The 20,430-nt window shown below is 64.5% G+C and carries 38 protein-coding genes; 20 read left to right on the forward strand and 18 right to left on the reverse strand.

What is annotated here, in order from left to right:
* Positions 1-7: 7 nt before the first annotated feature.
* From ACFPN9_RS29110 to ACFPN9_RS29130, 5 genes are all read right to left on the reverse strand, one after another.
* A complete protein-coding gene (locus ACFPN9_RS29110; protein ID WP_377818034.1) occupies positions 8-1,648 on the reverse strand; it encodes a phage portal protein in 1,641 nt (546 codons plus the stop codon).
* Positions 1,645-3,477: a phage terminase large subunit family protein gene (locus ACFPN9_RS29115; protein ID WP_377818035.1), complete on the reverse strand. Its 1,833-nt coding sequence runs from the start codon at positions 3,475-3,477 to the stop codon at positions 1,645-1,647. Before ACFPN9_RS29115 ends, ACFPN9_RS29110 begins: the two co-directional genes overlap by 4 nt.
* The gene (locus ACFPN9_RS29120; RefSeq protein ID WP_377818036.1) at positions 3,458-4,045 is read right to left on the reverse strand and encodes a hypothetical protein; all 588 of its coding nucleotides are present in this window, start codon (positions 4,043-4,045) and stop codon (positions 3,458-3,460) included. The genes ACFPN9_RS29115 and ACFPN9_RS29120 overlap by 20 nt, the downstream gene beginning before the upstream one ends.
* 70 nt (positions 4,046-4,115) lie before the next feature.
* Positions 4,116-4,658: a hypothetical protein gene (locus ACFPN9_RS29125; protein WP_377818037.1), complete on the reverse strand. Its 543-nt coding sequence runs from the start codon at positions 4,656-4,658 to the stop codon at positions 4,116-4,118.
* A 758-nt stretch (positions 4,659-5,416) separates the two neighbouring features.
* Positions 5,417-5,782: a hypothetical protein gene (locus tag ACFPN9_RS29130; protein WP_377818038.1), complete on the reverse strand. Its 366-nt coding sequence runs from the start codon at positions 5,780-5,782 to the stop codon at positions 5,417-5,419.
* Between the two features lie 619 nt (positions 5,783-6,401).
* On the opposite strand from ACFPN9_RS29130, the gene ACFPN9_RS29135 reads away from it, so the two are divergent.
* The 20 genes from ACFPN9_RS29135 (at position 6,402) to ACFPN9_RS29230 (ending at position 14,037) form a co-directional block, all read left to right on the forward strand.
* Entirely contained in the window at positions 6,402-6,701 is a 300-nt protein-coding gene (locus tag ACFPN9_RS29135; RefSeq protein ID WP_377818039.1) for a hypothetical protein, read from the forward strand.
* A gap of 218 nt (positions 6,702-6,919) precedes the next feature.
* Entirely contained in the window at positions 6,920-7,162 is a 243-nt protein-coding gene (locus tag ACFPN9_RS29140) for a hypothetical protein (RefSeq protein ID WP_377818040.1), read from the forward strand.
* A 92-nt stretch (positions 7,163-7,254) separates the two neighbouring features.
* Complete coding sequence (locus tag ACFPN9_RS29145; protein WP_377818041.1) at positions 7,255-7,740, forward strand: hypothetical protein; 486 nt, start codon at positions 7,255-7,257, stop codon at positions 7,738-7,740.
* Between the two features lie 4 nt (positions 7,741-7,744).
* Positions 7,745-8,041, forward strand: a complete 297-nt coding sequence (locus ACFPN9_RS29150) for a hypothetical protein (RefSeq protein ID WP_377818042.1) — start codon at positions 7,745-7,747, stop codon at positions 8,039-8,041.
* Entirely contained in the window at positions 8,038-8,169 is a 132-nt protein-coding gene (locus tag ACFPN9_RS29155; protein WP_377818043.1) for a hypothetical protein, read from the forward strand. Before ACFPN9_RS29150 ends, ACFPN9_RS29155 begins: the two co-directional genes overlap by 4 nt.
* 1 nt (position 8,170) lies before the next feature.
* Positions 8,171-8,731 carry a hypothetical protein gene (locus ACFPN9_RS29160; protein WP_377818044.1) on the forward strand — a complete coding sequence of 187 codons (561 nt, stop codon included), beginning with the start codon at positions 8,171-8,173 and terminating at the stop codon, positions 8,729-8,731.
* Positions 8,728-8,934 (forward strand): hypothetical protein, encoded by a 207-nt coding sequence (locus ACFPN9_RS29165; protein ID WP_377818045.1) that lies wholly within the window; start codon positions 8,728-8,730, stop codon positions 8,932-8,934. The genes ACFPN9_RS29160 and ACFPN9_RS29165 overlap by 4 nt, the downstream gene beginning before the upstream one ends.
* Positions 8,931-9,155, forward strand: coding sequence for a hypothetical protein (locus ACFPN9_RS29170; protein ID WP_377818046.1), 225 nt, complete (start codon positions 8,931-8,933; stop codon positions 9,153-9,155). The genes ACFPN9_RS29165 and ACFPN9_RS29170 overlap by 4 nt, the downstream gene beginning before the upstream one ends.
* Positions 9,156-9,265: 110 nt before the next feature.
* Positions 9,266-9,535, forward strand: a complete 270-nt coding sequence (locus ACFPN9_RS29175) for a hypothetical protein (protein ID WP_377818047.1) — start codon at positions 9,266-9,268, stop codon at positions 9,533-9,535.
* Positions 9,536-9,537: 2 nt separating this feature from the next.
* The gene (locus ACFPN9_RS29180; protein ID WP_377818048.1) at positions 9,538-9,834 is read left to right on the forward strand and encodes a DUF6874 family protein; all 297 of its coding nucleotides are present in this window, start codon (positions 9,538-9,540) and stop codon (positions 9,832-9,834) included.
* Positions 9,831-10,241, forward strand: coding sequence for a hypothetical protein (locus ACFPN9_RS29185; protein ID WP_377818049.1), 411 nt, complete (start codon positions 9,831-9,833; stop codon positions 10,239-10,241). The genes ACFPN9_RS29180 and ACFPN9_RS29185 overlap by 4 nt, the downstream gene beginning before the upstream one ends.
* Before the next feature lie 91 nt (positions 10,242-10,332).
* A complete protein-coding gene (locus ACFPN9_RS29190; protein ID WP_377818050.1) occupies positions 10,333-10,527 on the forward strand; it encodes a superinfection immunity protein in 195 nt (64 codons plus the stop codon).
* A gap of 39 nt (positions 10,528-10,566) precedes the next feature.
* Positions 10,567-11,136: a hypothetical protein gene (locus ACFPN9_RS29195; protein WP_377818051.1), complete on the forward strand. Its 570-nt coding sequence runs from the start codon at positions 10,567-10,569 to the stop codon at positions 11,134-11,136.
* Positions 11,136-11,468 carry a hypothetical protein gene (locus ACFPN9_RS29200; protein WP_377818052.1) on the forward strand — a complete coding sequence of 111 codons (333 nt, stop codon included), beginning with the start codon at positions 11,136-11,138 and terminating at the stop codon, positions 11,466-11,468. The genes ACFPN9_RS29195 and ACFPN9_RS29200 overlap by 1 nt, the downstream gene beginning before the upstream one ends.
* Positions 11,465-11,653, forward strand: a complete 189-nt coding sequence (locus ACFPN9_RS29205; RefSeq protein WP_377818053.1) for a hypothetical protein — start codon at positions 11,465-11,467, stop codon at positions 11,651-11,653. The genes ACFPN9_RS29200 and ACFPN9_RS29205 overlap by 4 nt, the downstream gene beginning before the upstream one ends.
* 1 nt (position 11,654) lies before the next feature.
* Positions 11,655-11,912 carry a hypothetical protein gene (locus ACFPN9_RS29210; protein ID WP_377818054.1) on the forward strand — a complete coding sequence of 86 codons (258 nt, stop codon included), beginning with the start codon at positions 11,655-11,657 and terminating at the stop codon, positions 11,910-11,912.
* Positions 11,909-12,151, forward strand: a complete 243-nt coding sequence (locus ACFPN9_RS29215; protein ID WP_377818055.1) for a hypothetical protein — start codon at positions 11,909-11,911, stop codon at positions 12,149-12,151. The genes ACFPN9_RS29210 and ACFPN9_RS29215 overlap by 4 nt, the downstream gene beginning before the upstream one ends.
* Positions 12,148-13,437 (forward strand): helicase HerA-like domain-containing protein, encoded by a 1,290-nt coding sequence (locus ACFPN9_RS29220; RefSeq protein ID WP_377818056.1) that lies wholly within the window; start codon positions 12,148-12,150, stop codon positions 13,435-13,437. Before ACFPN9_RS29215 ends, ACFPN9_RS29220 begins: the two co-directional genes overlap by 4 nt.
* Entirely contained in the window at positions 13,434-13,754 is a 321-nt protein-coding gene (locus ACFPN9_RS29225; RefSeq protein ID WP_377818057.1) for a hypothetical protein, read from the forward strand. The genes ACFPN9_RS29220 and ACFPN9_RS29225 overlap by 4 nt, the downstream gene beginning before the upstream one ends.
* Positions 13,747-14,037: a hypothetical protein gene (locus ACFPN9_RS29230; protein WP_377818058.1), complete on the forward strand. Its 291-nt coding sequence runs from the start codon at positions 13,747-13,749 to the stop codon at positions 14,035-14,037. The genes ACFPN9_RS29225 and ACFPN9_RS29230 overlap by 8 nt, the downstream gene beginning before the upstream one ends.
* Here the strand turns inward: ACFPN9_RS29230 and ACFPN9_RS29235 are convergent.
* The 13 genes from ACFPN9_RS29235 to ACFPN9_RS29295 all read right to left on the reverse strand — a co-directional run bounded on the left by ACFPN9_RS29235 (position 14,034) and on the right by ACFPN9_RS29295 (position 20,430).
* Positions 14,034-14,498 (reverse strand): hypothetical protein, encoded by a 465-nt coding sequence (locus tag ACFPN9_RS29235; protein ID WP_377818059.1) that lies wholly within the window; start codon positions 14,496-14,498, stop codon positions 14,034-14,036. The genes ACFPN9_RS29230 and ACFPN9_RS29235 overlap by 4 nt on opposite strands.
* Positions 14,495-14,713 (reverse strand): hypothetical protein, encoded by a 219-nt coding sequence (locus ACFPN9_RS29240; protein ID WP_377818060.1) that lies wholly within the window; start codon positions 14,711-14,713, stop codon positions 14,495-14,497. Before ACFPN9_RS29240 ends, ACFPN9_RS29235 begins: the two co-directional genes overlap by 4 nt.
* Before the next feature lie 63 nt (positions 14,714-14,776).
* Positions 14,777-15,688, reverse strand: a complete 912-nt coding sequence (locus ACFPN9_RS29245; RefSeq protein ID WP_377818061.1) for a hypothetical protein — start codon at positions 15,686-15,688, stop codon at positions 14,777-14,779.
* A complete protein-coding gene (locus ACFPN9_RS29250) occupies positions 15,685-15,888 on the reverse strand; it encodes a hypothetical protein (RefSeq protein ID WP_377818062.1) in 204 nt (67 codons plus the stop codon). Before ACFPN9_RS29250 ends, ACFPN9_RS29245 begins: the two co-directional genes overlap by 4 nt.
* On the reverse strand, positions 15,885-16,478 hold the full coding sequence (locus tag ACFPN9_RS29255; RefSeq protein ID WP_377818063.1) for a hypothetical protein: 594 nt from the start codon (positions 16,476-16,478) through the stop codon (positions 15,885-15,887). Before ACFPN9_RS29255 ends, ACFPN9_RS29250 begins: the two co-directional genes overlap by 4 nt.
* Positions 16,475-16,765, reverse strand: coding sequence for a hypothetical protein (locus tag ACFPN9_RS29260; protein ID WP_377818064.1), 291 nt, complete (start codon positions 16,763-16,765; stop codon positions 16,475-16,477). Before ACFPN9_RS29260 ends, ACFPN9_RS29255 begins: the two co-directional genes overlap by 4 nt.
* Positions 16,762-17,022, reverse strand: coding sequence for a hypothetical protein (locus ACFPN9_RS29265; protein ID WP_377818065.1), 261 nt, complete (start codon positions 17,020-17,022; stop codon positions 16,762-16,764). Before ACFPN9_RS29265 ends, ACFPN9_RS29260 begins: the two co-directional genes overlap by 4 nt.
* Positions 17,019-17,498 carry a hypothetical protein gene (locus tag ACFPN9_RS29270; RefSeq protein WP_377818066.1) on the reverse strand — a complete coding sequence of 160 codons (480 nt, stop codon included), beginning with the start codon at positions 17,496-17,498 and terminating at the stop codon, positions 17,019-17,021. Before ACFPN9_RS29270 ends, ACFPN9_RS29265 begins: the two co-directional genes overlap by 4 nt.
* Before the next feature lie 2 nt (positions 17,499-17,500).
* On the reverse strand, positions 17,501-18,013 hold the full coding sequence (locus ACFPN9_RS29275; RefSeq protein WP_377818067.1) for a DUF1643 domain-containing protein: 513 nt from the start codon (positions 18,011-18,013) through the stop codon (positions 17,501-17,503).
* Entirely contained in the window at positions 18,010-18,582 is a 573-nt protein-coding gene (locus ACFPN9_RS29280; protein ID WP_377818068.1) for a hypothetical protein, read from the reverse strand. The genes ACFPN9_RS29275 and ACFPN9_RS29280 overlap by 4 nt, the downstream gene beginning before the upstream one ends.
* Positions 18,582-19,100 (reverse strand): single-stranded DNA-binding protein, encoded by a 519-nt coding sequence (gene ssb, locus ACFPN9_RS29285; RefSeq protein WP_377818069.1) that lies wholly within the window; start codon positions 19,098-19,100, stop codon positions 18,582-18,584. Before ssb ends, ACFPN9_RS29280 begins: the two co-directional genes overlap by 1 nt.
* 23 nt (positions 19,101-19,123) lie before the next feature.
* The gene (locus ACFPN9_RS29290) at positions 19,124-19,699 is read right to left on the reverse strand and encodes a J domain-containing protein (protein WP_377818070.1); all 576 of its coding nucleotides are present in this window, start codon (positions 19,697-19,699) and stop codon (positions 19,124-19,126) included.
* Positions 19,696-20,430, reverse strand: coding sequence for an exonuclease domain-containing protein (locus ACFPN9_RS29295; RefSeq protein ID WP_377818071.1), 735 nt, complete (start codon positions 20,428-20,430; stop codon positions 19,696-19,698). Before ACFPN9_RS29295 ends, ACFPN9_RS29290 begins: the two co-directional genes overlap by 4 nt.

A 20,430-nucleotide genomic window follows, 5' to 3' on the forward strand; every position in this document is an offset into this window, starting at 1 on the left:
CGGCCTCTCAGTTGTCAGGAGTGAAGGAGGGGTTGTCCGTCTTGTCGTCGTCCGCCCCCTGCTCGGATCGCTTGAATTCGGCAGCGCGTTCCTCGACCGGCTTGTGCGGGTCAGGCAGGCCCAAACTGAGGGCCAGGTCCTTCTCGCGCTTGCGCTGCTTCATGTCGTCTCGCCAGTCGCGGCCGTATTTGGCGGAGACAGCCTCCAGCGTTGTCGCCCCGACCTTCAGCAAGGTCTCGTCGGCACGCGCTGTTTTGAGATCGTCAGCCTGAGGTGCGGCCGGGCCGTTCCACCACGCAGAGCAGGCAGCGCCCTTGTTCTTCAGGAAGCCATCGAGCCCATTGTCGAACTCGATGCGCCCCTCGCCGATCTCCTCCCCGAGCCAGGCCTCATAGATGCTCTGGCAGAAGACGCCGGCGATGTTCTGACGGCGTTGGAGGACGATCGGCCACATGGTCGCAGTGCCGATGCGAACCGAGGAGTAGGTGGCGCCCCGGTAGTCTCCGGATGCCTCCTCGTAGGTGACGCCGGCGCAGCGCGCGATCTCGCGCAGAAGCCAGCCGGCGAAGTTGTCGTAATTCTCCGAGGGGTGCTTGGCCTCGTGAAACTCGAGCTCGTCGTTCGGGAAGAGGTGAGCAACGCGGCCGTGCTGATGCAGGTTCAGCTTGGCCGACTCATACCAATCGCCCCGCACATCGACGAACTGGTCGATGTTCATCGTCTTGTCCTGCCCCTGCCCCTGCTCGTCCTCGGTCATCAGGCCGGAAAAGGCCTGGAGTCCCGGCGTGTTGTTCCGAATTGTGGCCGCGAACATCGTCTGCAGCAGCGTGGCCGAAAGCGTCGCATCGGCGAGCTGCTCGACCTGGGCGCAGACCTTGAGCACAGGCGCGAGCGGTGTGATTCCGCGCACGCCGAGCACCATCGGATCGAAGACGTGGACGACACCCTGACGGCCGTCGGCGTCCCGGGCCTGGAACTCTCGATCGACCGCATACCCGTGCTGGTCAACCATCCGGATGATGTACGACAGCGCGGCCCCGTATTGGTCCATCCGAACGCCATGCTTGGTCCGATTGAAGGCGTCCGTCGCCGTTTCGGATAGCCGCGAAGGCGGCAGCAGCAGCACCTTGGTCAGGCCACCATGCTGGTCGCGGCGGAACATCGGCAGGCGTGCGAGGATCTCGCCGAAATAGAGGTAGCTCTTGTAGGCGGCGATCTGCTGCTGCGCGAACGTCATGCGAGCGCCGGCGTCGCACTCGCGGGCGCTCGATGACCAAACCTTGAACCTGGTCTCGACCTTGGTCGACCACTCCTCGGCTTTCTTCTCGGACCAGCCAAGCAGCTCGCGCTCCGGGCGCGCGGCGAGGTTCAGCCCGTTTCCGACAACGGAGGCGACACTGGCGTCAACAACGCCGCTGATGAACCCAGAGTTCTGGATGCGATCAATCGCGTGGGACGTCGCGAGCTGCCAGGCCGCTCGGATGTCGTCGGACTGCTCACGCAGAGCTGGCCTCGCCATGCCGCCAAGAAAACTCGAGGCTGCGGCGCCGCGGAAGTATGCCGCGTCGCGCCGGCGCTCCATCGGCGGCCCGCCGTTGTGTCCGATGAGGGCGCGGCCGGCGCCCTTGATGCGATCAACCAAATTCACGAGTTCAGCCTGCCGATCTTCTTCTTGCGCTCCTCGCGAACGGTGTCCTTCGAGGGTGCAGAGGTCCGAATGAGCTCCACCTGACGATCGTCGAAGCGGAAGGTGCAGACGGCGCGCACGGCCAGGCCGTAGACGACGCAATCGAGGGCCTCGGCAGCTCGGTAGCCGATCCGCTCGAAGGTGATGACAGGGCGCCCCTTGACGTAGTCGACCTTGCGGCGCTCCGCGGTGAACTGCTTGAACCACTCCTCGTCGAGCTCGTCGGAGAAGCGGAATCCGTTGATGCCGTCCTTTGGGATCGACATCGACGTCAGGATGTCGCCCTTGACCGTGTCGACGCCGATGAGGGCGAGCTGGCCGCCATGCTTGCGGGCCCGCCGAGACGTCGAGAACTGCCAGGGCTTGTGCGGCCCGCCGCGCCCCTTGATCGCGTAAATCCGGCGGTGCGAGCGTGGGCCGCAGAATTCGTAGACGTAGCCCGTCATGTTGCCGTCGCCGGAGTCGACGGCGGCAGCCTCGATCCCGATCTGGCCTCCGAACGGGTGCTTCCATGTCGTCTGCAGGAAGGCGTCGAGCCGATCCCAAGTGACCGCGACCGTGGGCAAGCCGCGGATCACGATATGCCCCAGGATGAAGCGCGATTGCCTCGAGTATCCGATCAATGCCGCCTCGAGGCGGTCAGGCTGAACATCGACGCCGGCGGTGAGGTAGAGCACCTCCCGAGGGATGTCCTGACGCCACTCCTGTTCGACCTCGTCCCACGAGATGCCGAACGGCTCCCGGCGCGCCAGCAGGGAGCTCTCGTCGATGACATCGACGGTCTGATCCCACGGCAGGCCAAGCACGGTGTTCCAGAACACCTGCATCTTGGCCGGGCCGTCGCGCTTGGCCTCGCGAAACTCCTTCGCCAGGATCGCCCAGGCCGCGCCAGGCTGCAGGGAGACCAGCGCGTTGAGGCGGAAGCCGGCGTGGTCCTTGACCTCCGGCTTGGTGATCCGGAAGTCGCCCTCCCCCACCATCCAGGGCTTGTGACGCTCCTCGATGATGCAGCCCTTGTCGGGGCAGACGGCAACGACGTTGGAGGGGTCGTCACGATTGATGTGCTCCCAGAGGAGCTCGAAGCGGTGGCCGCATCCCGGACAGGGGACCTCGAAGACCCGCTGATCGCTGTTCTCGTAGCTCTGGCAGATGAACGACGTCGCCTTATCGACGGGCGTCGAACCCATGACGTGCTTCCGGTCCGCAAAGGACTCGGTGCGCTTCTTACCGATCGCAATCGGGTCACCTTCCTTGGTGACCTCGTAGCGATCAGTCTCGTCGAAATAGACCTTGCGGGCCGTCAGTCGCGCCAGGTTGCGCGGCGCGCGGGCGGAGCGAACCTTTAGCGTACCGCCGCCAGGGAACTTGCGGTTCCGGAGGGTCTCGCCGTTCGCGTAGCGGCCCGACGTCATCAGGTGAGAGACCGCCGGCGACTCTGTGAAGGTCGGCTCGATCTCGTCCTTTACCGTCTCGTCAGCATCGTCATCCGTGGGGGTGACGAAGATCACCGACGTCGGGTCGTTGACCATGTCGGCGGCGAACGCCGAGCAGAGCAGGCGGGTGTAGCCGATGCGGGTCGGCTTCTGAACCGTCACCTCCGGGATCGTCGGATCACCGATCGCGTCCAGGATGAGGCGCTGGTATTTCCAGGGCCGGTACTTTCCCGAAACCGCCGACGTCGACGGCAAGCGGACGTTTTCCTGCACCCAGCGCGAATACTGGATCGCCTCAGGCGGGGTTACACCGCGCGAGAACGCGCCATAGGCGCCGTTAAGAGCGGCGCTTGGCACGCGGTTTAGAATCCTTGACGCCTTGCGGTCGGCCCCGATTGGTCGGGATCTTCACCTCGGTCAGCTTAGGCTTCGCCTTAACCGGCTGATCGCTCGTAAATTCGGCGCCACCCGCTGAGCCAAGCACCTGCAGGGCCGCCACCTCCTCCGCGATCGCTTCGAGCATCTCGCGGTTGAGCGTGGCGATCTCGGTCCGATCGTGCGCAGTCAGGTGCGGCACCTTCGCGCCGATCCGGCTCGTTTGCGCCAGACCTTGCGCCCGCACGATCTGGGCGACCTTGGCCCAGCCATCCGTCACATCCGACAGCGGCACATATTCGCCGCGGGCGCGAGCCAGGCGGAGCTCGACTTCCTGCGCCTGAAGCTTCGCGAGATTGGCTCGCTCGGTGGTGAGTGTGTCGCGCTCCCCGCCGCCCGCCTTACCTATAGCGCTAGCGCGCAGATGGTCATGGTAGCGATGGATGCTCTCAACGAACTTGAGCAGCCCCTTCTTCGACCCGGGAACGAAGATGCGGCGCGCCACGAAGTCGCGCACGCCGCGGGTGCTCATATTCGTGAAGGCGGCCATGAACTGGTGAGAGACCTCGGCCGGTAGCCCGGCGAGGAGCTCTCGATCCGCCGCTGATGACATGGTGCCTCTAGGCAAAGACAGAGCTGATGTGCCGCAGAACACGAGCCTCGAGGTCGGTGTTCGCGAGGCGTACTGCGCCCTGATAGGTCGGTTGGTTCCGGCGCCGGAGCTCGTTCGGGAGAACCGGACCCCAGAGTCGGACGATCGGATACTTCTTGGCGCCAGGCATACGAGCGAAAATGTCGCCGCCGTAACGCCGAATGATGAAGCTGCTCGGATAGGTGTGCGACCGCCAGTCGCCGGCAGACGCACCCGCCGCCGAGTGCGACCAAGATCGATGCGTCTCCTTGCCCAGAGGGATCGCGGCGTCGCGGACGTCAACCGAAGCCTCCATCCGGCCTCCGCCGGCGAAGCTGGTCTTCGTCACCCTCGCCACGCGGCCCGGGCTGAGTTTCGTCTGCGCCGCCATCAGCCTCACGGCCTGGCGCTCCTGCAGACGAATATGTTCGTTCAACCCACGCGCCGCGGCAGCGCGGATCGCGCCGCCCTCGAGCTTCGCCGCGACGGTGCGCAGCGTCGAGACGCGCGCTTGCGCGGTAAATCCGCTCATCGGTTCCTCGTGGGGTCAGCGCCTCTCGCCGCGGGGTGCGGGCTTGGGGATCGCGAAAGCAGCGCGACGCTGATCAGGTCGACGACGGCGACCGGGTATCGGTGGAAAGGGGCCCAATCACCTTCTCCAACCACCGTCGTCTACTCGTTGCCCATTCGGGCGAATTGGCTTGGGGGCTCGCAGACCCCCGACGTCGTTTGCGCCCCGACGCCGTACAGCGGGCTCGTTTGCCTCGGCTTCGATTGGCTACGAGAGCGACCGGCTTTCTGCTCTCGATTGCGATCCGGACGCTCGGCCCTCCGGTGCTCGCCTTCATGGTCGGGGTGAGGGTTGTGCCTTGCCCTCGTGCCGAGTGAGCAGCCGGCTAGTGCCGGCGGACCTCACCCCTGGTTCAGATCGTCAGCGAGGCCAGGTGTCTAATCTGGCTGGAAACTGCACGGGGCCTTTATCGCTTGCAGCAGTTTTCCACTCGGGGCCGTTCCGATTGCGCCGCGAGGGCGCTGCCCGCTGATCCGTGACACGGCACCGCCTGTCTGTGACATGGATGCCGGAATTCGTGACGCAGCCTTCGCGTGTAGACGATAATCTATCTATCTGAGCTTGGGATCAGGTCTCGGGACGGAGGGCGGCTGGGGCCGCCCCTCGCTCTCAACTGCTCGTCTACCGCGCTCTCAGAGATGTTGTTTCACACACCCCGAGGCTGCTGGACGCGAGAATTGCCGAATTTCTCCTCACAGCGCAAGACCCTCGCCGTAAAATTACGTCACAACCGCCATAGCGCGGCGGTGGTCAAAGGCCTGAAAGAGCTGGTCGTATAGGCACTTGCTCAGGTCTGAAATTTTTTCTTTTCCGACGCGCTTTTGTCTTGACAGATTTCGGGCGTCGACCGGGTTTCCGGCCCATACGCGGTCCTCGTCGAAGCAGGCCGAGCCGGCGCGCCGCATGTCCCGCAATGTGAAGTAGAGCCGGTTTGAGCCTTCCCGAGACGCCTCCACGAGACCGCGGCTCCGCATGATCTCCAGGAGCTCTGGACGTGAGATCTCGCCGCGCTCCGCAACGATCATGCGAATAGCGTCACTGCGGCTCGGCGGCTTCAGCCGCGCCCGAATGCGTTCAACCGTCATGTGCGCTGAGTTCCCAAGCCCGACGCGATTTCAAGAACTTAGCAGGTCGCGATCTCGATCGAAATGGGAATTTTGAGCTCTGGGGAGGAGGTTTCTTAGGAATTTTTCACGCGGCGATGAAGGGCGAGCCGCGGCGCGCCTCGCCCGCAGGCCGAAAAACACGGTCCCTACAATGGTTTAGGCCAAAGCCACGCCCAGAGCGTAATAGGACGGCTTTCCTTTGCTGCCCCGCTAGGTAGGCAAGGGCTTGGGCCAGCGCCCGCCCTTGGGCTTCCTGCGGGCTCTATGCCCTGCCCTGACGATCATCGATTCGCATGGGCCTGATGCCGGATGCCCTGACCGGGCAAGGCGAGCTAACCGGGCCAGCCTGCTCAGCCCATGGCCTCGCCCTGCCCATGACCGCATGCATGACTGACCATGCGCCCGGCCCTATGCCTTGCCCTGCCATTGATGGGCCGAGCCTGCCTTGCCCTGCCTGACCTGGACTCGCTTTGCCCTGCCCATCACATGAAAATAATTACGCTCAGAACGTAGAAAACTATTGACGCGCTTACGTCCCGCGCGTAATCTCTACACATGGATAGAGGCAATCGTGTCTCACCAAAAAAGGACCGGATCGATGACCAATCCCATTCTCAACATCAGCACTCAGAAGGTAGGCGGCTTGCGCTTCGTCCGCATCGGTCGGCTCTCCCTTTCCTTCTGCCTGACGCGCAAGCCGGTTGCCCGGCCGGTCAAGTTGACCGCAAAGCCCATGGTCGAGCGGGCCGGCGATGCCTTCTACCCTGTGGTCAGGCTCTACCGGGATGGGAAGCTCGCCACGATCAAGGCCGGCCCGGTTCACCATGCCAGCCCGGCCGATGCCCTCGCCCATGCCCGCGCGGCCATTGCGCGGTGCGGCCTCACCCTCGCCCGCTGACTTTTCCGCCTTGCCGGCCCTAACGGGCCGGTAATGGGAAGCGCCAGCTTCACCCCGGGCCAATCGTGGCCCATGCCTAAAAAGGAGACCTGACCATGTCCAAGCATCAGGAACGGGCCATCGCACACGCCGCGCGGATCGAGCGCGAAAAGGAGCGCCGCCGCATCCGCCGCGATGGCCGCATGCGAAAGCAAATCTGCGCCATCTGGGCTTGATCGATGGCCCTCGCCTTCGATACCCTCGGCTACGCAAAGGCCCTCCGAGATCGCGGCATCAAAGCCGCCGACGCGGAAGCCATGGCGGAAGCCGCCCGGGACTTCATCATGCGCGAGATCGCCACACGCGAAGATCTTCGGCAGGCGCTGGAAACCCAGACGCTGCGCCTAACGGTTCGCATGGGTGCCATGATGGGCGCGACCGCCGGCTTGCTCTTCGCCGCGCTGCGCTTCCTTCCCCACTGATACGGCGCGCGGCTTAGGCCGCGCCTCCCCATCCCATCCGATCAATCGACGCGCTCGCCGATGGCTAGAGCGCGAACGGGAAAGCATGCCCAATGCCGAACTATTCCGACAATGCCCCTCAGGGTTACGGCGGCGACTGGTCACGCGGCGCGCCGCTTGGGCGCGGCACGAAAGCGCCAGAGCACCGCACGGCAGCCGAGCTTGAAGCCGAATTCATCCGCCTGTCGCAGCGCATCAGCGTTTGCCTGCGCCTCAAAGAGGCCCGGCCGTCGGAGGGTTACAAGGCCCGCTACTGGCAGGAAGAGGCGGACGAATGCAAGGCGGAGCGGGAGACGATCCGCGCGCTGATCAAGGCAGCCGGCGAGCGCGCCGCCTATTCCCCTAAGGTGACGCTGCAGCGCATCCGGCTCGACTCCGGAGGCTATGACCACTGCGGCGCTTATTGGGGCCATGGTCAGCCGCTGTTCTGGGCTGCGACCGATGATGGCGAGCTGGACGCGACCTTTCGCGCCTCTAACCGCGACGCGGCCAAGGCGCACGTCCGGACGCTCATTCCCGCCGCTCGCTTCTATCGGTGACGCCATGGGCACGAAACGCGAAACCATCGTCTGTTTCCGAACCGACAAGCGCGGCGACCACAAAGGAGACGTAACCGCCGTCTTTCCGTTCGAAGATGAGGGGCGCGGCCTCATGGCCTGCTATGCCCATATCGGCCAGCATTCCACCTGCGATGCCGGATGGGTGACGGGCAACACGCGGCCCGCCACGGCGGAGGAATATGCGGACCTGAAGCGCGAGCTTGAAAGCGCGCCCTATCGCTATCGGCTCGCGATCCGCGACCGCTTCCCCTCCTACCGCACGCGGAGGGCAGCACGGTGACCCGCCGCACCATCAAATGCGACACTCTGGCGCAATTTCTCGATTGCTGCGCCGGCCTCACCGAACGCGGGCACGGCTTCGAAGCCGACGCCGCGACCCTGCAAATTCACCTGACCGGGGCCTTCTGAAATGGAAACGATCATCCGCAACGGGTGCGCCTATCGTGTCGAGATCGAACATGACGAAGACATGGGCCCGCCTTGGGAAGAACATGACGGCCACGGCATCGTTAGCGCTTGGACGCGGCGCGACAAGGCGCCGGGCGAGGTCATCATTGCCCGCGATGGCGCATCCCGCCGCTACTATGACGTAGCCGAGACGCTGGCGCAGGCGCGGCGCGATGGCTGGGGATTGGGACCGGACGGGTTAGCCGCCCTCGCCTCTCGCCTGGGCCGCTCGCCGACACGGCGCGAGGTCGCGGCGGAGGCCGTGCGACAGGATTGCGACCGCATGCGCCAATGGTGCGCGGATGTCTGGCATTGGTGCGGCGTCATCGTGAAGCAACTTGACGAAGACGGCGAGGAAACCGGCGAAACGCGATCGCTATGGGGCATCGAAAGCGACAGCGGCGATTATCTCGACACGGTTGCAGGTGAGCTTGCCGACGAGATGGAAAGCGAGCGCGCCGACGCCATGGCGGACGATATCGCCGCCAGCCGGCCGGACCTGTCGCCGGAGTCGCGAGCATGACCGAAGGCAATCTTGGGACACCGGCCCCGCAATGGCTTCGCGAGCAATTCGCTTTTGAATGGTGCGCCGACTGCGGCCGCGACCATAGGCACCACACAGCGCTTCCCGTCATGGGAAACTGGTTCGCCCGCTGCGAGCGCGAGCCGATCTTTTGCGAGGCGACAGGCGAGTTGGTCCCCAACCCGGAAGGCTACCTGGAATGATCCGCGCCGCCTTTCTCCTCATCTGCCTGACCGGGCCGGCGCACGCGCCGCCGACTTGGGCCGGCTGGCGCGAATGCCTCACCGACTCCGATTGCGTCGAGCGCACCGCGCTTGCGTGCATCCACGGCGACAAGGCCGCCTGCGCCATCGTCATCGAAGAGCATCGCGAAGCCTGCGCCGATGATCCGGAACACGATGATTGCGCGACGTTTCGCGAATGAGGTTCGCCCCCAATTGAAGCGGGCCGGCGCGCGCGGCAGGTTGGCAGCAGAGCGACCAGCACGGCATCCACCATGACGCGCGGGGCGCGGCGAATGGGACGGGCGACGCCGTGGAGTACGCCGACACATGGCGCGATGCGTGTGACATCTCGAAAGTCGGCCCAGATCATCAGCGCGGCCCGATCACGTCGGATATCGGCCTCCTCATCCGCGACATGGTCGAGGATCGCCCGTTCAAGCTCTTCAAGCTCGACGGCGACACGGTCGAGGAGGGAGGCGACGACGAGGTGACGCTGGTTGATGTCAGCGACGCCAACAATCCGCGCATCCACACCGCAAGCGGTGCCGTCTTCGTCGTCCGCATCGTGCTGGAGAGCTGACCATGGATGAAATTAGCTTCACCACGACCCGACGCGAGCACGATACCGTCATGAAGATCATCGACCGCGCAGAAAAGGCCGGGCTCGTGCGATCGTCTGATGACCGGATGTCCATCAGCATGGACCTCTGCGCGACCCACGCCAACGGCTGCCCGATGGACTTCGACCGCATGCTCGCCGCTGACGACTTCAATTTCGCGCATGATTACTGCGGCATCGCGCGTCACCTGGACCGCAGAACCGGCAAGCTGGGCGGCATGTTCAGACCGCGCTTTGCTAAAGCAGAGGTCCGGTCATGACCTGGGCCCTTCAACCTTGCCAGCAGACCGAAGGCCGCCAGTCGATCATCTGCGACGGCTCCTATGTGCTGGCGCGCATTCCGTCGCCGGTCTGGGACAAGACGCGGCGCGACCTGGACCCGCGCGACCGGCCGGCTGCCGTACTGATGACAGCGGCCCCCGTACTCCGGGCGGCGGTGCAGGGCTTCGTGGATGCCTGCGGCGGCAACCCACCGGACTGGCTCAAGGCAGAATTCGCGGCGGCCGAGCGCGCGTTACAGGAGGCAGGCGGCGAGCTGGTCAACGATCCGGTGCGCGAAGCCCTGGAAGCCGCCGAACACTGGATCGAGGAGCAGGCCTGGAGCCCGATCGCGGAGAATGGCGAGATCTTGCGCACGATCCGCGCGGCGCTCGGGCGGGAGATCTGACGCCATGGCGCTCTTACGCTGATGACCATGCCCCGTTAACCTCCACCCGCGCTGCCTTGAACGGCGGCGGGCCGGCGGGAGACAAAGGGGCATGCTGGAGACGATCCTCAACATCGGGACGCTGGTGTTCCTCGCGATGCTCTACTTCCTGCCGGCGCTGCTGGCGGCGGCGCGCGAGAACCCGCACAAGGTCCCGATATTCATCCTCAACCTCTTCACCGGCTGGACCGGGTTGGGGTGGGTGGCGGCGCTGATCTGGACGTTCATGCCACCAAAGACGAGCTGACCCCACGGGCAATTGTGCCCACCGCAAAAGGAGATACCAGTGACCACGCTCACCGATCACGAGATCGACCAGAACCGCGACCTGATTGCCGCCGACCTGCTGGCGGCGCTGAGCGACGCGCGCACGGCGCTCGTCATGACCATCGCATTCCTCGGTCGCGACCAAGGCACCGATCGAATCGAGAAGACAGTCCAGGACCTCATCACGATCTGCTCCAAAGCTGACAGGTCGGCGATCGAGGTGATCCAGAACGCCACGCATGCCGGTCTTCGCGCCCAGAGCTTCGCCGAGCGAGAACGCGAGCTGCTGGCGGCCAACAACCGTCACCTGGAGGACGCGCGCGCCGCGAGGCGGGAGATCATCCGCCTGCTGGAGCGAGAGCGCGACGCCACCGAGGCCTATGTCGGCCAGTTCATCAGCATGGGCCGGCGCATCCGTTCGCAGCGCGAGGCGCTGAAGGCGATCATCCCCTACGCTGAGAGCCGGGTCGAGGACATGATCGAGAACGACGAGGCCAACAGGGCTGACGGCATCGAGTTCGACCCGCTTCTCAGCGCCAAGGCGGCGGCGGCCGTCGAGGAAGCGAAGCGCATCGCGGGGGTCATCTGATGCCGAAGTTCATCAAGGGACCATACCACATCGACTTCGACGCATCGGAAGATCGGGAGGGCTATATCCCAATCACCTCGCGACCCGGAGCCTGGCACGCATTCGCCAAGGTCATCAAGACGGGGCCGTCCAGCGAGAGCGACGGCAGGGTCAAGGCCACTGCGCGCCTGTTTCTGCAGAGCCCATCCATGTTCGACTTCCTGGTTCGCCATGTTGTCGAGCATGGCAAGCGCGGCGGGCTCTATGACCAGCTCCTGCCGGCAGCTCAGCAGCCCAGCGAAGTCAGCCGAGCCATGGCAATCATCGCCGAGATCGAAGGGAAGCCGCTGTGACCTGGACCCTCATCCTCATTGTCTGGGGTGTCGGCTTAAACCACCCTCCCGCGGTGACATCCGACATGAAGTTCGTCGACGAGGCGTCGTGCCGCTCGGCGGCGGCTCGCGTCCTCCCTGTCGTCAAGAAGGCAACATCATGGACACCTGTCGTCGAATGCATCCAGACCGAAGGGAGGGAGTGACATGCTCGGGCACACCGATAGGGCGACGATCAACCAGCGCCGGCCGATCACGCGGGGCATGCGTGGGCTTCTTGAGAGCTTGACGCGCCTGGACCTGTTCTGGGGTCACCTCGACACAGCAGAGAAGAATCAAATGCGAGCTCTCGCTGATCGAGGCTACGCCGCTCAGGGAGACGACAACTGGTGGGAGATCACCGACGCCGGGCGCGCTGCGCTCGGCGGGTCATTTGATCGTCAAGCGTGTCAGGCCGCGCGATGAGCAGCATCGACATGCACCACACCGAACGCGGATTCTCGAAGGCTGTCTTCAAGGATCGCTATGGCTCCGAATGCAGCCTGCAGAAGTCCTCGCTGGCCGGCGAGCACGCCATCTGGTTTGGCGTGGACAAGCCGTTCCCGCGCTGCGACGGCTGGCCGCGCATGCACCTCACGCAGGAGCAGGTAGGCGAGCTTCTGCCCATCCTTCAGCGCTTCGCCGAGACGGGAGAGCTCATTTGACCAGCATCACACTCTCCCCCGACGCCGGCATCCCGCTCCGCTACCTGAACCGGCACGGCCTGGTCGCCGGCGCGACAGGCAGCGGCAAGACGCGCACCGTGCAAACGATCGTCGAGCAGTGCTCGGCGGTCGGCATCCCGACGCTCATCACCGATGTCAAGGGAGACCTCTCGGGGATCTCGAAGGGCTTCCCCGTGCGCTTCTGGGACCTGTTCGGCGAGGACGGCCTCCCGATGAAGACGTCGGTCCACGAGATGGGCCAGCAGACGCTCGCTCGCCTGCTTGGCCTGAACGCGACGCAGGAAGGCATCATCAACATCTGCTTCCGCTGGTGCGAGGACCGCGAGAGTCCGCTGCACGGGATCAAACTCTTCGACATCAACGACCTGCGGGCAGCGGTCGGCAACCTCCTCGATTACGCCGCCGAAATCCGCGAGAAGCACGGCAACGTCACGGCGGCAAGCGTCGGCGCTATCCAGCGCGCGATCCTCAACATCGAGGGCCAGGGCGCGGACGCCCTGTTCGGCGAACCGGTGCTCGACGTCATGGACCTCCTGCGTGTCGACAAGGATGGCCGCGGCATGGTCAACCTGATCTCGGCCGATCGGCTGCTCGAGTCGCGCTCGCTCTACAGCGGCTTCATGATCTGGCTGTTGATGTCGCTGTTCACGCGCCTGCCGGAGGTCGGTGATGCCGAGAAGCCGAAGCTCGTGGTCATCGTCGACGAGGCTCACATGGTCTTCGCCGACGCGCCGAAGATCCTGATCGAGACCATCGAGCGCATCGTGCGCCTGATCCGCTCTCGCGGGGTTGGCGTCTACTTCGCCAGCCAGAACGCGCTCGACATCCCCGAGAAGGTCGCGGCGCAGCTTGGCAATCGCGTCCAGCACGCCATGCGCGCCTTCACCCCGAACGAGCACCGGGCTGTCAAGGCGGTCGCCAAGACATTCCGTCAGAACACGGGCGTCGACACCGAGAAGGCTATGACCGAGATGGGAACTGGCGAGGCGCTCGTCTCAGTGATCGGCGACGGCGGCGTTCCGACTCCCGTCGTCAGGACCAGGATCAACCTGCCCTCCTCTCAGCTCGAGCCGATCGACATGCTGGAGCGCATCGCGCTCATCAGGCGCGACCCGCTGCGGCACCAGTACGGCAAGCTGTACCCGACGGACCAGGACGCCTATGTCGCCTTCACCGCCCGACTTGCCGCCGAGGCCAACGCTGAGCACGCCGCGCGCCGCGATCGGCCGAGCTGGCGCGACGAGACCATGGGAGCATCCGCGTGAGGTTCGAATACGACAGGATCGACGCGGCGCGCTTCCGGCGCGAGCTTGCTGTCCTCAACATGCAGCCCGGCGCATTCGCTCGCATCTTCGGGGTGAACCTGAACGTCGTAAAGCGCTGGACGCGCGGCGAGCAGGACATTCCGCCGTGGGTCCGCACCGTCACGGCAATGATGATCGACGACGCCGGCATGATCGTGGTTGCGCGCCGCGCTGCCGCGACGGCCATCAAGCTAGACAAGCTGCACCCGGAGCGGGGAGAGTACCCATACCATGCCCGGCGCGAGCTGCCGACGGATCTGGAGGCTGGCGATGACTGATCTCCGCACGACCCGACGGTTCGACCTCGCGGTCGAGGCTGCCGCGATCGCATTTCACGACGAGCTGCGTGACAAGAAGTTCTTGCGTTGGGAAACCAGCACTGAGGAATACCGGAACGGCGTCCGCCAGCTCGTGCGACCGGCGGCTGTCGCTGCGATCGAGGAATTCGCCACGAACTTCGCGCGCTCGGAGGACACGCTCTGCTCGACCTGTGGCGGCGGGCCCAAGGGTGAGTATCACCGGGCCGGGTGCGAACTGCGCTTCGGTCAGAAGGAGACCTAAGCTCCATCGTCACCCTCCCATCGCCGGATGACTAGCGAAGCAAGCGACAGGCGGGCATCATCGTAAGTGTCCTCCAAGCAGCCCGCCAAGGCCTCGGTTTCCGCCACCGCGCGCCGGTACTCGTCCTCGCCTGGAAACAGCGCTGTGCGGACGCCGTGCTTGGGGCGACGCACGCGCTCGAGATGCCCCTCAAGCTCCAGCACCTCCTCGAACGTGGGCCAGCGCGCGCGGATCTCGGCCTTGCAGTCGTTCATGCTGTCGCATCGGCCGCTGAAGCCCGGCATATTTCGGCTCTGATGGTAGGTCAGATGCCAAGACCACTTCGGCGTGCCGGGCGGCACGAAGTTGTCGTGGCTGATATGCGCGACCTTGTCGCCATCGTCGTTCAATACCTGGAAGACGTCATCGCGATCGGGCCATGTCTGCTGCACGCGGAAGCGCTGCTCGGAGATCGTCGTCAAAACGGCAGATCACCCATCTCCGAGTCAGTCGGGCAGCGCATGAAGCGCACGATCGAGCCCTCGTCGAGGATCGAGACGTTTTCGCCCGGGCGAAGCGGCAGACGAAGGAGGCGCCGGTCGGCTGTTCGGCGGTGATGATGCCGAGACACGAGCCTCGGCCGGTCATCGCCGAGCTGCGTGATGATCTCGAAGCGGAACTTTCTGGACTGAGCCATGACGTTCTCCTACCGTGAACGGAGTGAGAACAAACTCGCGTTCAGGGTAGGAGTCAAGAGGCGCTATGAGCGCGCCATCTCAGCGGCGCGGTGGGACGATCCTGGCTGTCCGATCAGGCGGTAGGCCTCGGACATCGCCGCGCACCACCGGCGCTCCTTGTCGTTGGTCTTGTCCAGCGGGAAACAGCCATGTCGATCCAGGAAAGCATCGGTCAGAGCTGCGAGGGCACGACGCAACTCGGATAATTCCGGCACTGACGTAAGGAGCGCAGAGCGGGCTCGTACTTCGTAGGAGGCCATCAGCATCTTGAGTGCGCCTTGCTGGCTGCGCTCGCGGCCCCATGCGACGCCGCCCAAGTCCCAGCGCCACATTCCGTTTGAGATCGGCTCGATCGTCGCCCAGCCGCTGACAGTAGCCGCTGTGCGCTTTCCCTCCGGCGTCGGCGCCGACCACTCCAACGGCTTCACCGCCACCGCCGCGACGCCCTGCACGGGCTGCGGGGGCGCGGCGGCATCAAGCTCGGCGATTTCGTCCATGCGCTCCTGCGCGACCTGAACCGGGTCTTCGTCATCGCCGGCTCGGATGACCTCGCAAACGCGGCGGATCGTGTAGCCTTGGCTCTTGATGACCTGCTGATCAAGCTGCTGGTCGGCCTGCATATCCTCGATGCGCTGATGAAGCCCGCACTTCTTGTCGAGCACGCGGCCCAAGTTGGTGTCGAGCCATTTGCAGTGCGGACAGCCCCCGTTGAGAGGATCGAATGCTGGCGGCTGCGGGGCTGCAGCTTCCGTCGCGGGATTCTCAGGAAAAGCAATCTGCGGATAGACCGCAAGCGCAATGTCCGTAGCGATCTCGCTATTGTTTTTGGTTAAAAGGCGCGCTCGGTAAAGGTCTGACTGCAAATAGTCGAGAATGGTCTGATGTAGAGTTCGCGCATCCCCGCTCGGAGCCTGCGCTGGTGTGGGGTTGGTCATGGGCGGCGCGCCTCCCGGATCTGCTCCGCCCGCCGACGGCCGGTCTCAGTCGGCTCGAGGTGCGTCTGATCCTCGTCGGCCCATACCACAAGCCCAAGCGCAAGCAGCTTGTTGGTGGTCCGGACATCGCCGCCAGGCTTCGTCGGAAGCGACAGGAGGAGCGCCTCCTGAGCTTCTGTTAGGTCGTCGACCTTGGTCATGCTGGGATCTCCTCGAAGCGGCCGTCGTTGAATTCGTCGGGGAAGCGAAGCCAGAGCTTGCCGCCTTCGTCAGCGCGATAGACGACGAGCTTGTCTCCTTCGGTGAGCAAGCGGCTCCGGACGCGATCGATCGGCACCTCAGTCCCATCCGCGTAGGTGGCGATCTGAGCCTCCGCATCGCCAAGTACGGAATAGGTCGATCTGCGCTTCCGGTGGCGGACACGAGAAGGTCGCGCTCCGCTGCCGATCCGGTCGCGCGCGATCGAGAGGATCGTCGAAATTTCGCGCTCGATTACCTCCATCGTCCCCGGAGATAGATTTCTGACCGAGAGTAGGTGAGCAAGGACCGCGCGGGTTTCGGCTATCTCGGATAGGAGTGCGAACTCCTTCTCCTGATCGGATCGACGATGCAACTCTTCAGAGACGAGAATAATGCGCCACGCATCGTCATCGTTTTCGTGAACGCTCTCAGCGTCTCGGCGCCGCGCGTAGCGCGTCGCCAGCTCACGGTCTTCAGTCCAGTCGGGCCCGAAGGAACCCCAGCAGCGGAACTTGTCGCCCTTCGCGTTCGATACGATCCAGCCGCTCATGACACCACCTTGAAGCCAGGCCCCGTGAGGAAGGCCGATTGCGCGTCGATGACGAGCTCCTCGCCTGCAGCGTTCCGCAGGCGGGTGCCGATCGGATAGGTCACGATCTCGATTCCAGCGTAGCGGTTGGGCCCGGCATAGAGCGAGTCGCGAACGAGCGGCCCCAGCCGCGCATCGGCCGCGGCCACGATCTCCCTGCCCTTGTCCTCGCTGGTGTGGAGACGGGTCTGGAGCGGCTCGGCCAAGATGCGGTCGAACTGCTGGCGGATCTGGTCGAGGCCGATCATGAGCGCCTCCGCGCGAGCTCATTGCGATAGGCCCGGAACCAGAGATTGTCCCAGAGGAGCCAGATGCAGACGATCGCGACGACCACCGCGACCGTGATCAGGAACCACTTGAAGCCATAGGCGATCAGCAGCACCGGCCAGCCGGCGATCCAGCCGAGAGACCACGCGCTGCCAGGCTCGATCGTCGGGCCGAGCATAAGGGCATGGAGAGCGATGCCGAAGGCGAGGTAGATGGCGAGACAGATTGCAGTTTTCATGCTGCCGCTTCCTTGTCCCACCACTTCCGCCCCCAATCCCCGAGGCGCTCGTTCATGACCTGGTCGGGCTCGACAGCCATGTGAGCGTCGTCGACGGCGCGTTCGTAGAACACGCGCCAGCGGTCACGCAGCGTCTCGTTTGGATGGTGGCAGGCGAGGATATGAGCGCCGTGGACGAGATGAGCGATGTAGTGGTGCGGGAGCTCGTCGATCACGTCGAAGAAAAGCTCCAAGGCAATCTGCCAGAGCTCGGGATTACTGATCAGCTCCATCGACATGAAGGTGTCAGCCTTCTCGCCGACCCGGAGCGGCCGGCCGTACTTGGCCGCCAGCAGCACCGAACCGCGGTAAGCGCGGACAATATCCTTGCAGGGGTGGTGCTTGCGAATTCCGTCCGGGCCGCGCAGGGCGAGCACAAGCACGCTCTGCTGCTGCATCGGAAGATCGGTCATCCAGGCTGGGAAGACGCTGGGCATCATCAGCTCCTTTCGTAGGGCTCGAGGGGCTGATCGCCCGGGACGTAGAGAGGGTGTCGCGGCATGCCGTTGGCGGTCTTGCCGAGGCAGACGGTGCGCGCGCCAGCCGCCTTGAAGGTATCGAGAGCCCTACTGGCGCCACTGAAGACATCGCCGGTCGCGCCCCAGGCGCAAAGGATCTGACCTCCGACGCTCGCCTGATACTCAGCGACGTACCGCAGATAACGCTCGTTCTCCGGGCCATCTCGGTCATCGACGTGCTTGAGCTCTTCCGGTCGCATCGCGCGATAAGCGTGAAGGTTGATGACGTCGATGCCGCCGAATCCTTCGCGGCGAGCGAATGCGACGCAACGGCGTATGGTGGGGTCATCGATCTCCGCGTCGGCCGTGCTAGGGTTGAGCATGGCGAACTGGAGGTACGTCTTGCTGCTGTCCCAGGTCCGAGCCAGCCGATAACGAAAACGACCGCAATCGGAGATAATGGCCGCTCGATTGTAGATCGGGAGACCTCTCATTGCTTGGTCATCCCTTCGATGTCATGGGCTTCGGACATGTTCGCCATCAGGACGTTCAGGTGGTGGATGAACGGGAGCATGATCTCCATGCCCGCCTGCTGGGCGATTACGGTGACGGCGCCGGCGAGGCCGAGCAGGACATCGTCGAGTTTTTGGGGTTCGAGCTTCTCGCCATAGCGTTCGCTGATGAGCGCCGAGATCGCGCAGCAGAGGCAGTTGTCAGCCCCGTGCGGAGCTGCGGCGCGCATCGACGCCGCGACCGGAACCTGCTCGACATGCGGGTTTTCGGGCGGGGTCTCTCCGGCTCGAAGACGCCGCATGCCCTCCTGAAACTCCGCGCTCGCGCGGACGTTCGCGACCGTCTGGTCGATGATGATGTTGAGGAGCTTGCGATGCGACTCCTCGTCCTGCGCGATGAAGATCGCTGCGACGCTGCCGAGCGCCGAGACGGTCGCGGCCGCCTGCTGGTCGGTGAGGCCTGCGCCGAAGCGCCGACGCACGACGGCCTGAAGCTCGGTTCCGATCTCGACATAGAGATCCTGGACCTGCTGATCGGTGAGGATAGTCATCAGCGCATCTCCGGTCCGAACGGGATGTCGTCGTCGAGGCCCGGGCTGGCGCGGCCGCTACCGCTGAAGCCGCCGCTGGAGCTCGAGCCGCCGGAGTTGCCAGACGATCGACCACCACCGCGCTCGGCGTACTCGGAGTCGTAATCGCGGCCGCCTCCGCCGCCGTCGCCCTTGCCACCCAGCATCGTGATCTTGCCGTCGAAGCCTTGGAGTTGGATCTCCGTCGCATACCCCTTGCCGCCGTCGGGCTTGTCCCAGGTCCGATTGACGATCTTGCCCTCGACCAGCACCAGAGAGCCCTTCTTCAGGTACTGCTCGGCGATCTTCGCGAGGTTCTCATTGAAGACGACGACGTTATGCCAGTCGGTCTTCTCTTTCTTCTCGCCCGACTGCTTGTCGCGCCAAGTCTCCGATGTCGCGATGCTGAACTTCGCGACCATGAGACCCCCGCCCGTTCGCGTGATCTCGGGGTCCTTGCCGAGCCGTCCGATGAGCGTTGCCCTATTGAGTGATGACATTGGATTTTCCTGAACTTGGCTGATCAGCCGATTTCGGAGATGGCCCGGTCGCGGGCGACGTTGAGGCGCGCCATAGCCGCGTCTGACCCTGTCGCGGTATCGGGGTGGTTGACGCTGGCGAGGCGCTTGTAGCGGGCCTCGACATGTTCCCTGGTGATGGGGGTGTCCGGCTGGAATCCGAAGACCTCGCGCCAGCTCTCGCCGGGCGGCGCGGGCAGCGCCTTGAAGCCCTGCATGGTCGCGCGGACCAGGGCGAGCGTGCCGTGGCGCAGCTCGACGCGGCGCGCTTCGATGACATGATGGATGGCCTGCAGGTTCGCCTCGACCGTCGCATAGCGATCGACAGGGATGCAGATCTGCTCGCCATCCCAGGTGAACCATGCCGCCACGCCCGGGTCGGATGGCCTTGCGACGCCGAGTGCGACATTCGACGAGAGGACGATGTCGGAAACCGGCTTTCGGCTATCGCTGCCGAAGAGCTTGAGGCTGCCCTCGACGTTCTTTAGGGCCGCCGGGAGGCTGGTCTTGAACCGTCCGTCTTCACGGCTCTTGGCGCGCGGAAAGCCGGGCGGCCACGACAGCGGGTACGCCGAGGTCATGTTGAGCTCCCGTTATTGATGGCGCGTTGCTTAATCCAATGCTTGGCATTAGCTTTGATATCTGCGCTCATGTCTGACTTATCTTGTATCCAATACAAGTAATCGAGCGGAACCTCGTCGAAACGCTTTCCGCGATGTTTGCCGAAACTCAGCCGCTGGAAGAGCGCTGGCCCCTTGGACCATCGCACCATCGTCGCGAGGTCGACCTGGTTGGCGCCTCGATTGAGGATCGCGGCCATGAGCGCCGCGCCGACATAGGCGTCTGGCCCAGCCCGATGCGCCGGCAAGCCGACGTCCTGGTCGATGTCCAGCGCCAGCGCGTAACGCAGGTACTGGAGGCTGTGCTTCTGCTCATCAGGCCAGAGGCGGACAGCGACCTTGAACGTGCAGATCCAGGGGGTCTCGCCGCCCTTGAAGAAGGCCAGCTCGTAGTCGGCGTTGTGGGCGCAGTAATAGTCGGCCTTCGGGACGCCGCCGGCGTTTCCGGTTAGACGCATGAAGGCCGTGGTCGCCGGCGGGCACATGGCGACATCATCATCCGAGATGTGATGGACCGCGCGCGCGTCCGCCGGCATTGGGCGACCCGGGTCGACGAGCATCGACCAGGGCATTCCAATCGAGGCCACGCCGTTCTCGAAGACGACGTCGCAGAAACCCACCTCGCAGACCGCCTGCGGGTTCTCCTCGGAGGGCTCTCCGGTCGTTTCAAAATCTACGCAGCGCAAGATCAT

Origin of the sequence: Allobosea massiliensis, assembly GCF_042655245.1 — a bacterium.
Classification (GTDB): domain Bacteria; phylum Pseudomonadota; class Alphaproteobacteria; order Rhizobiales; family Beijerinckiaceae; genus Allobosea; species Allobosea massiliensis.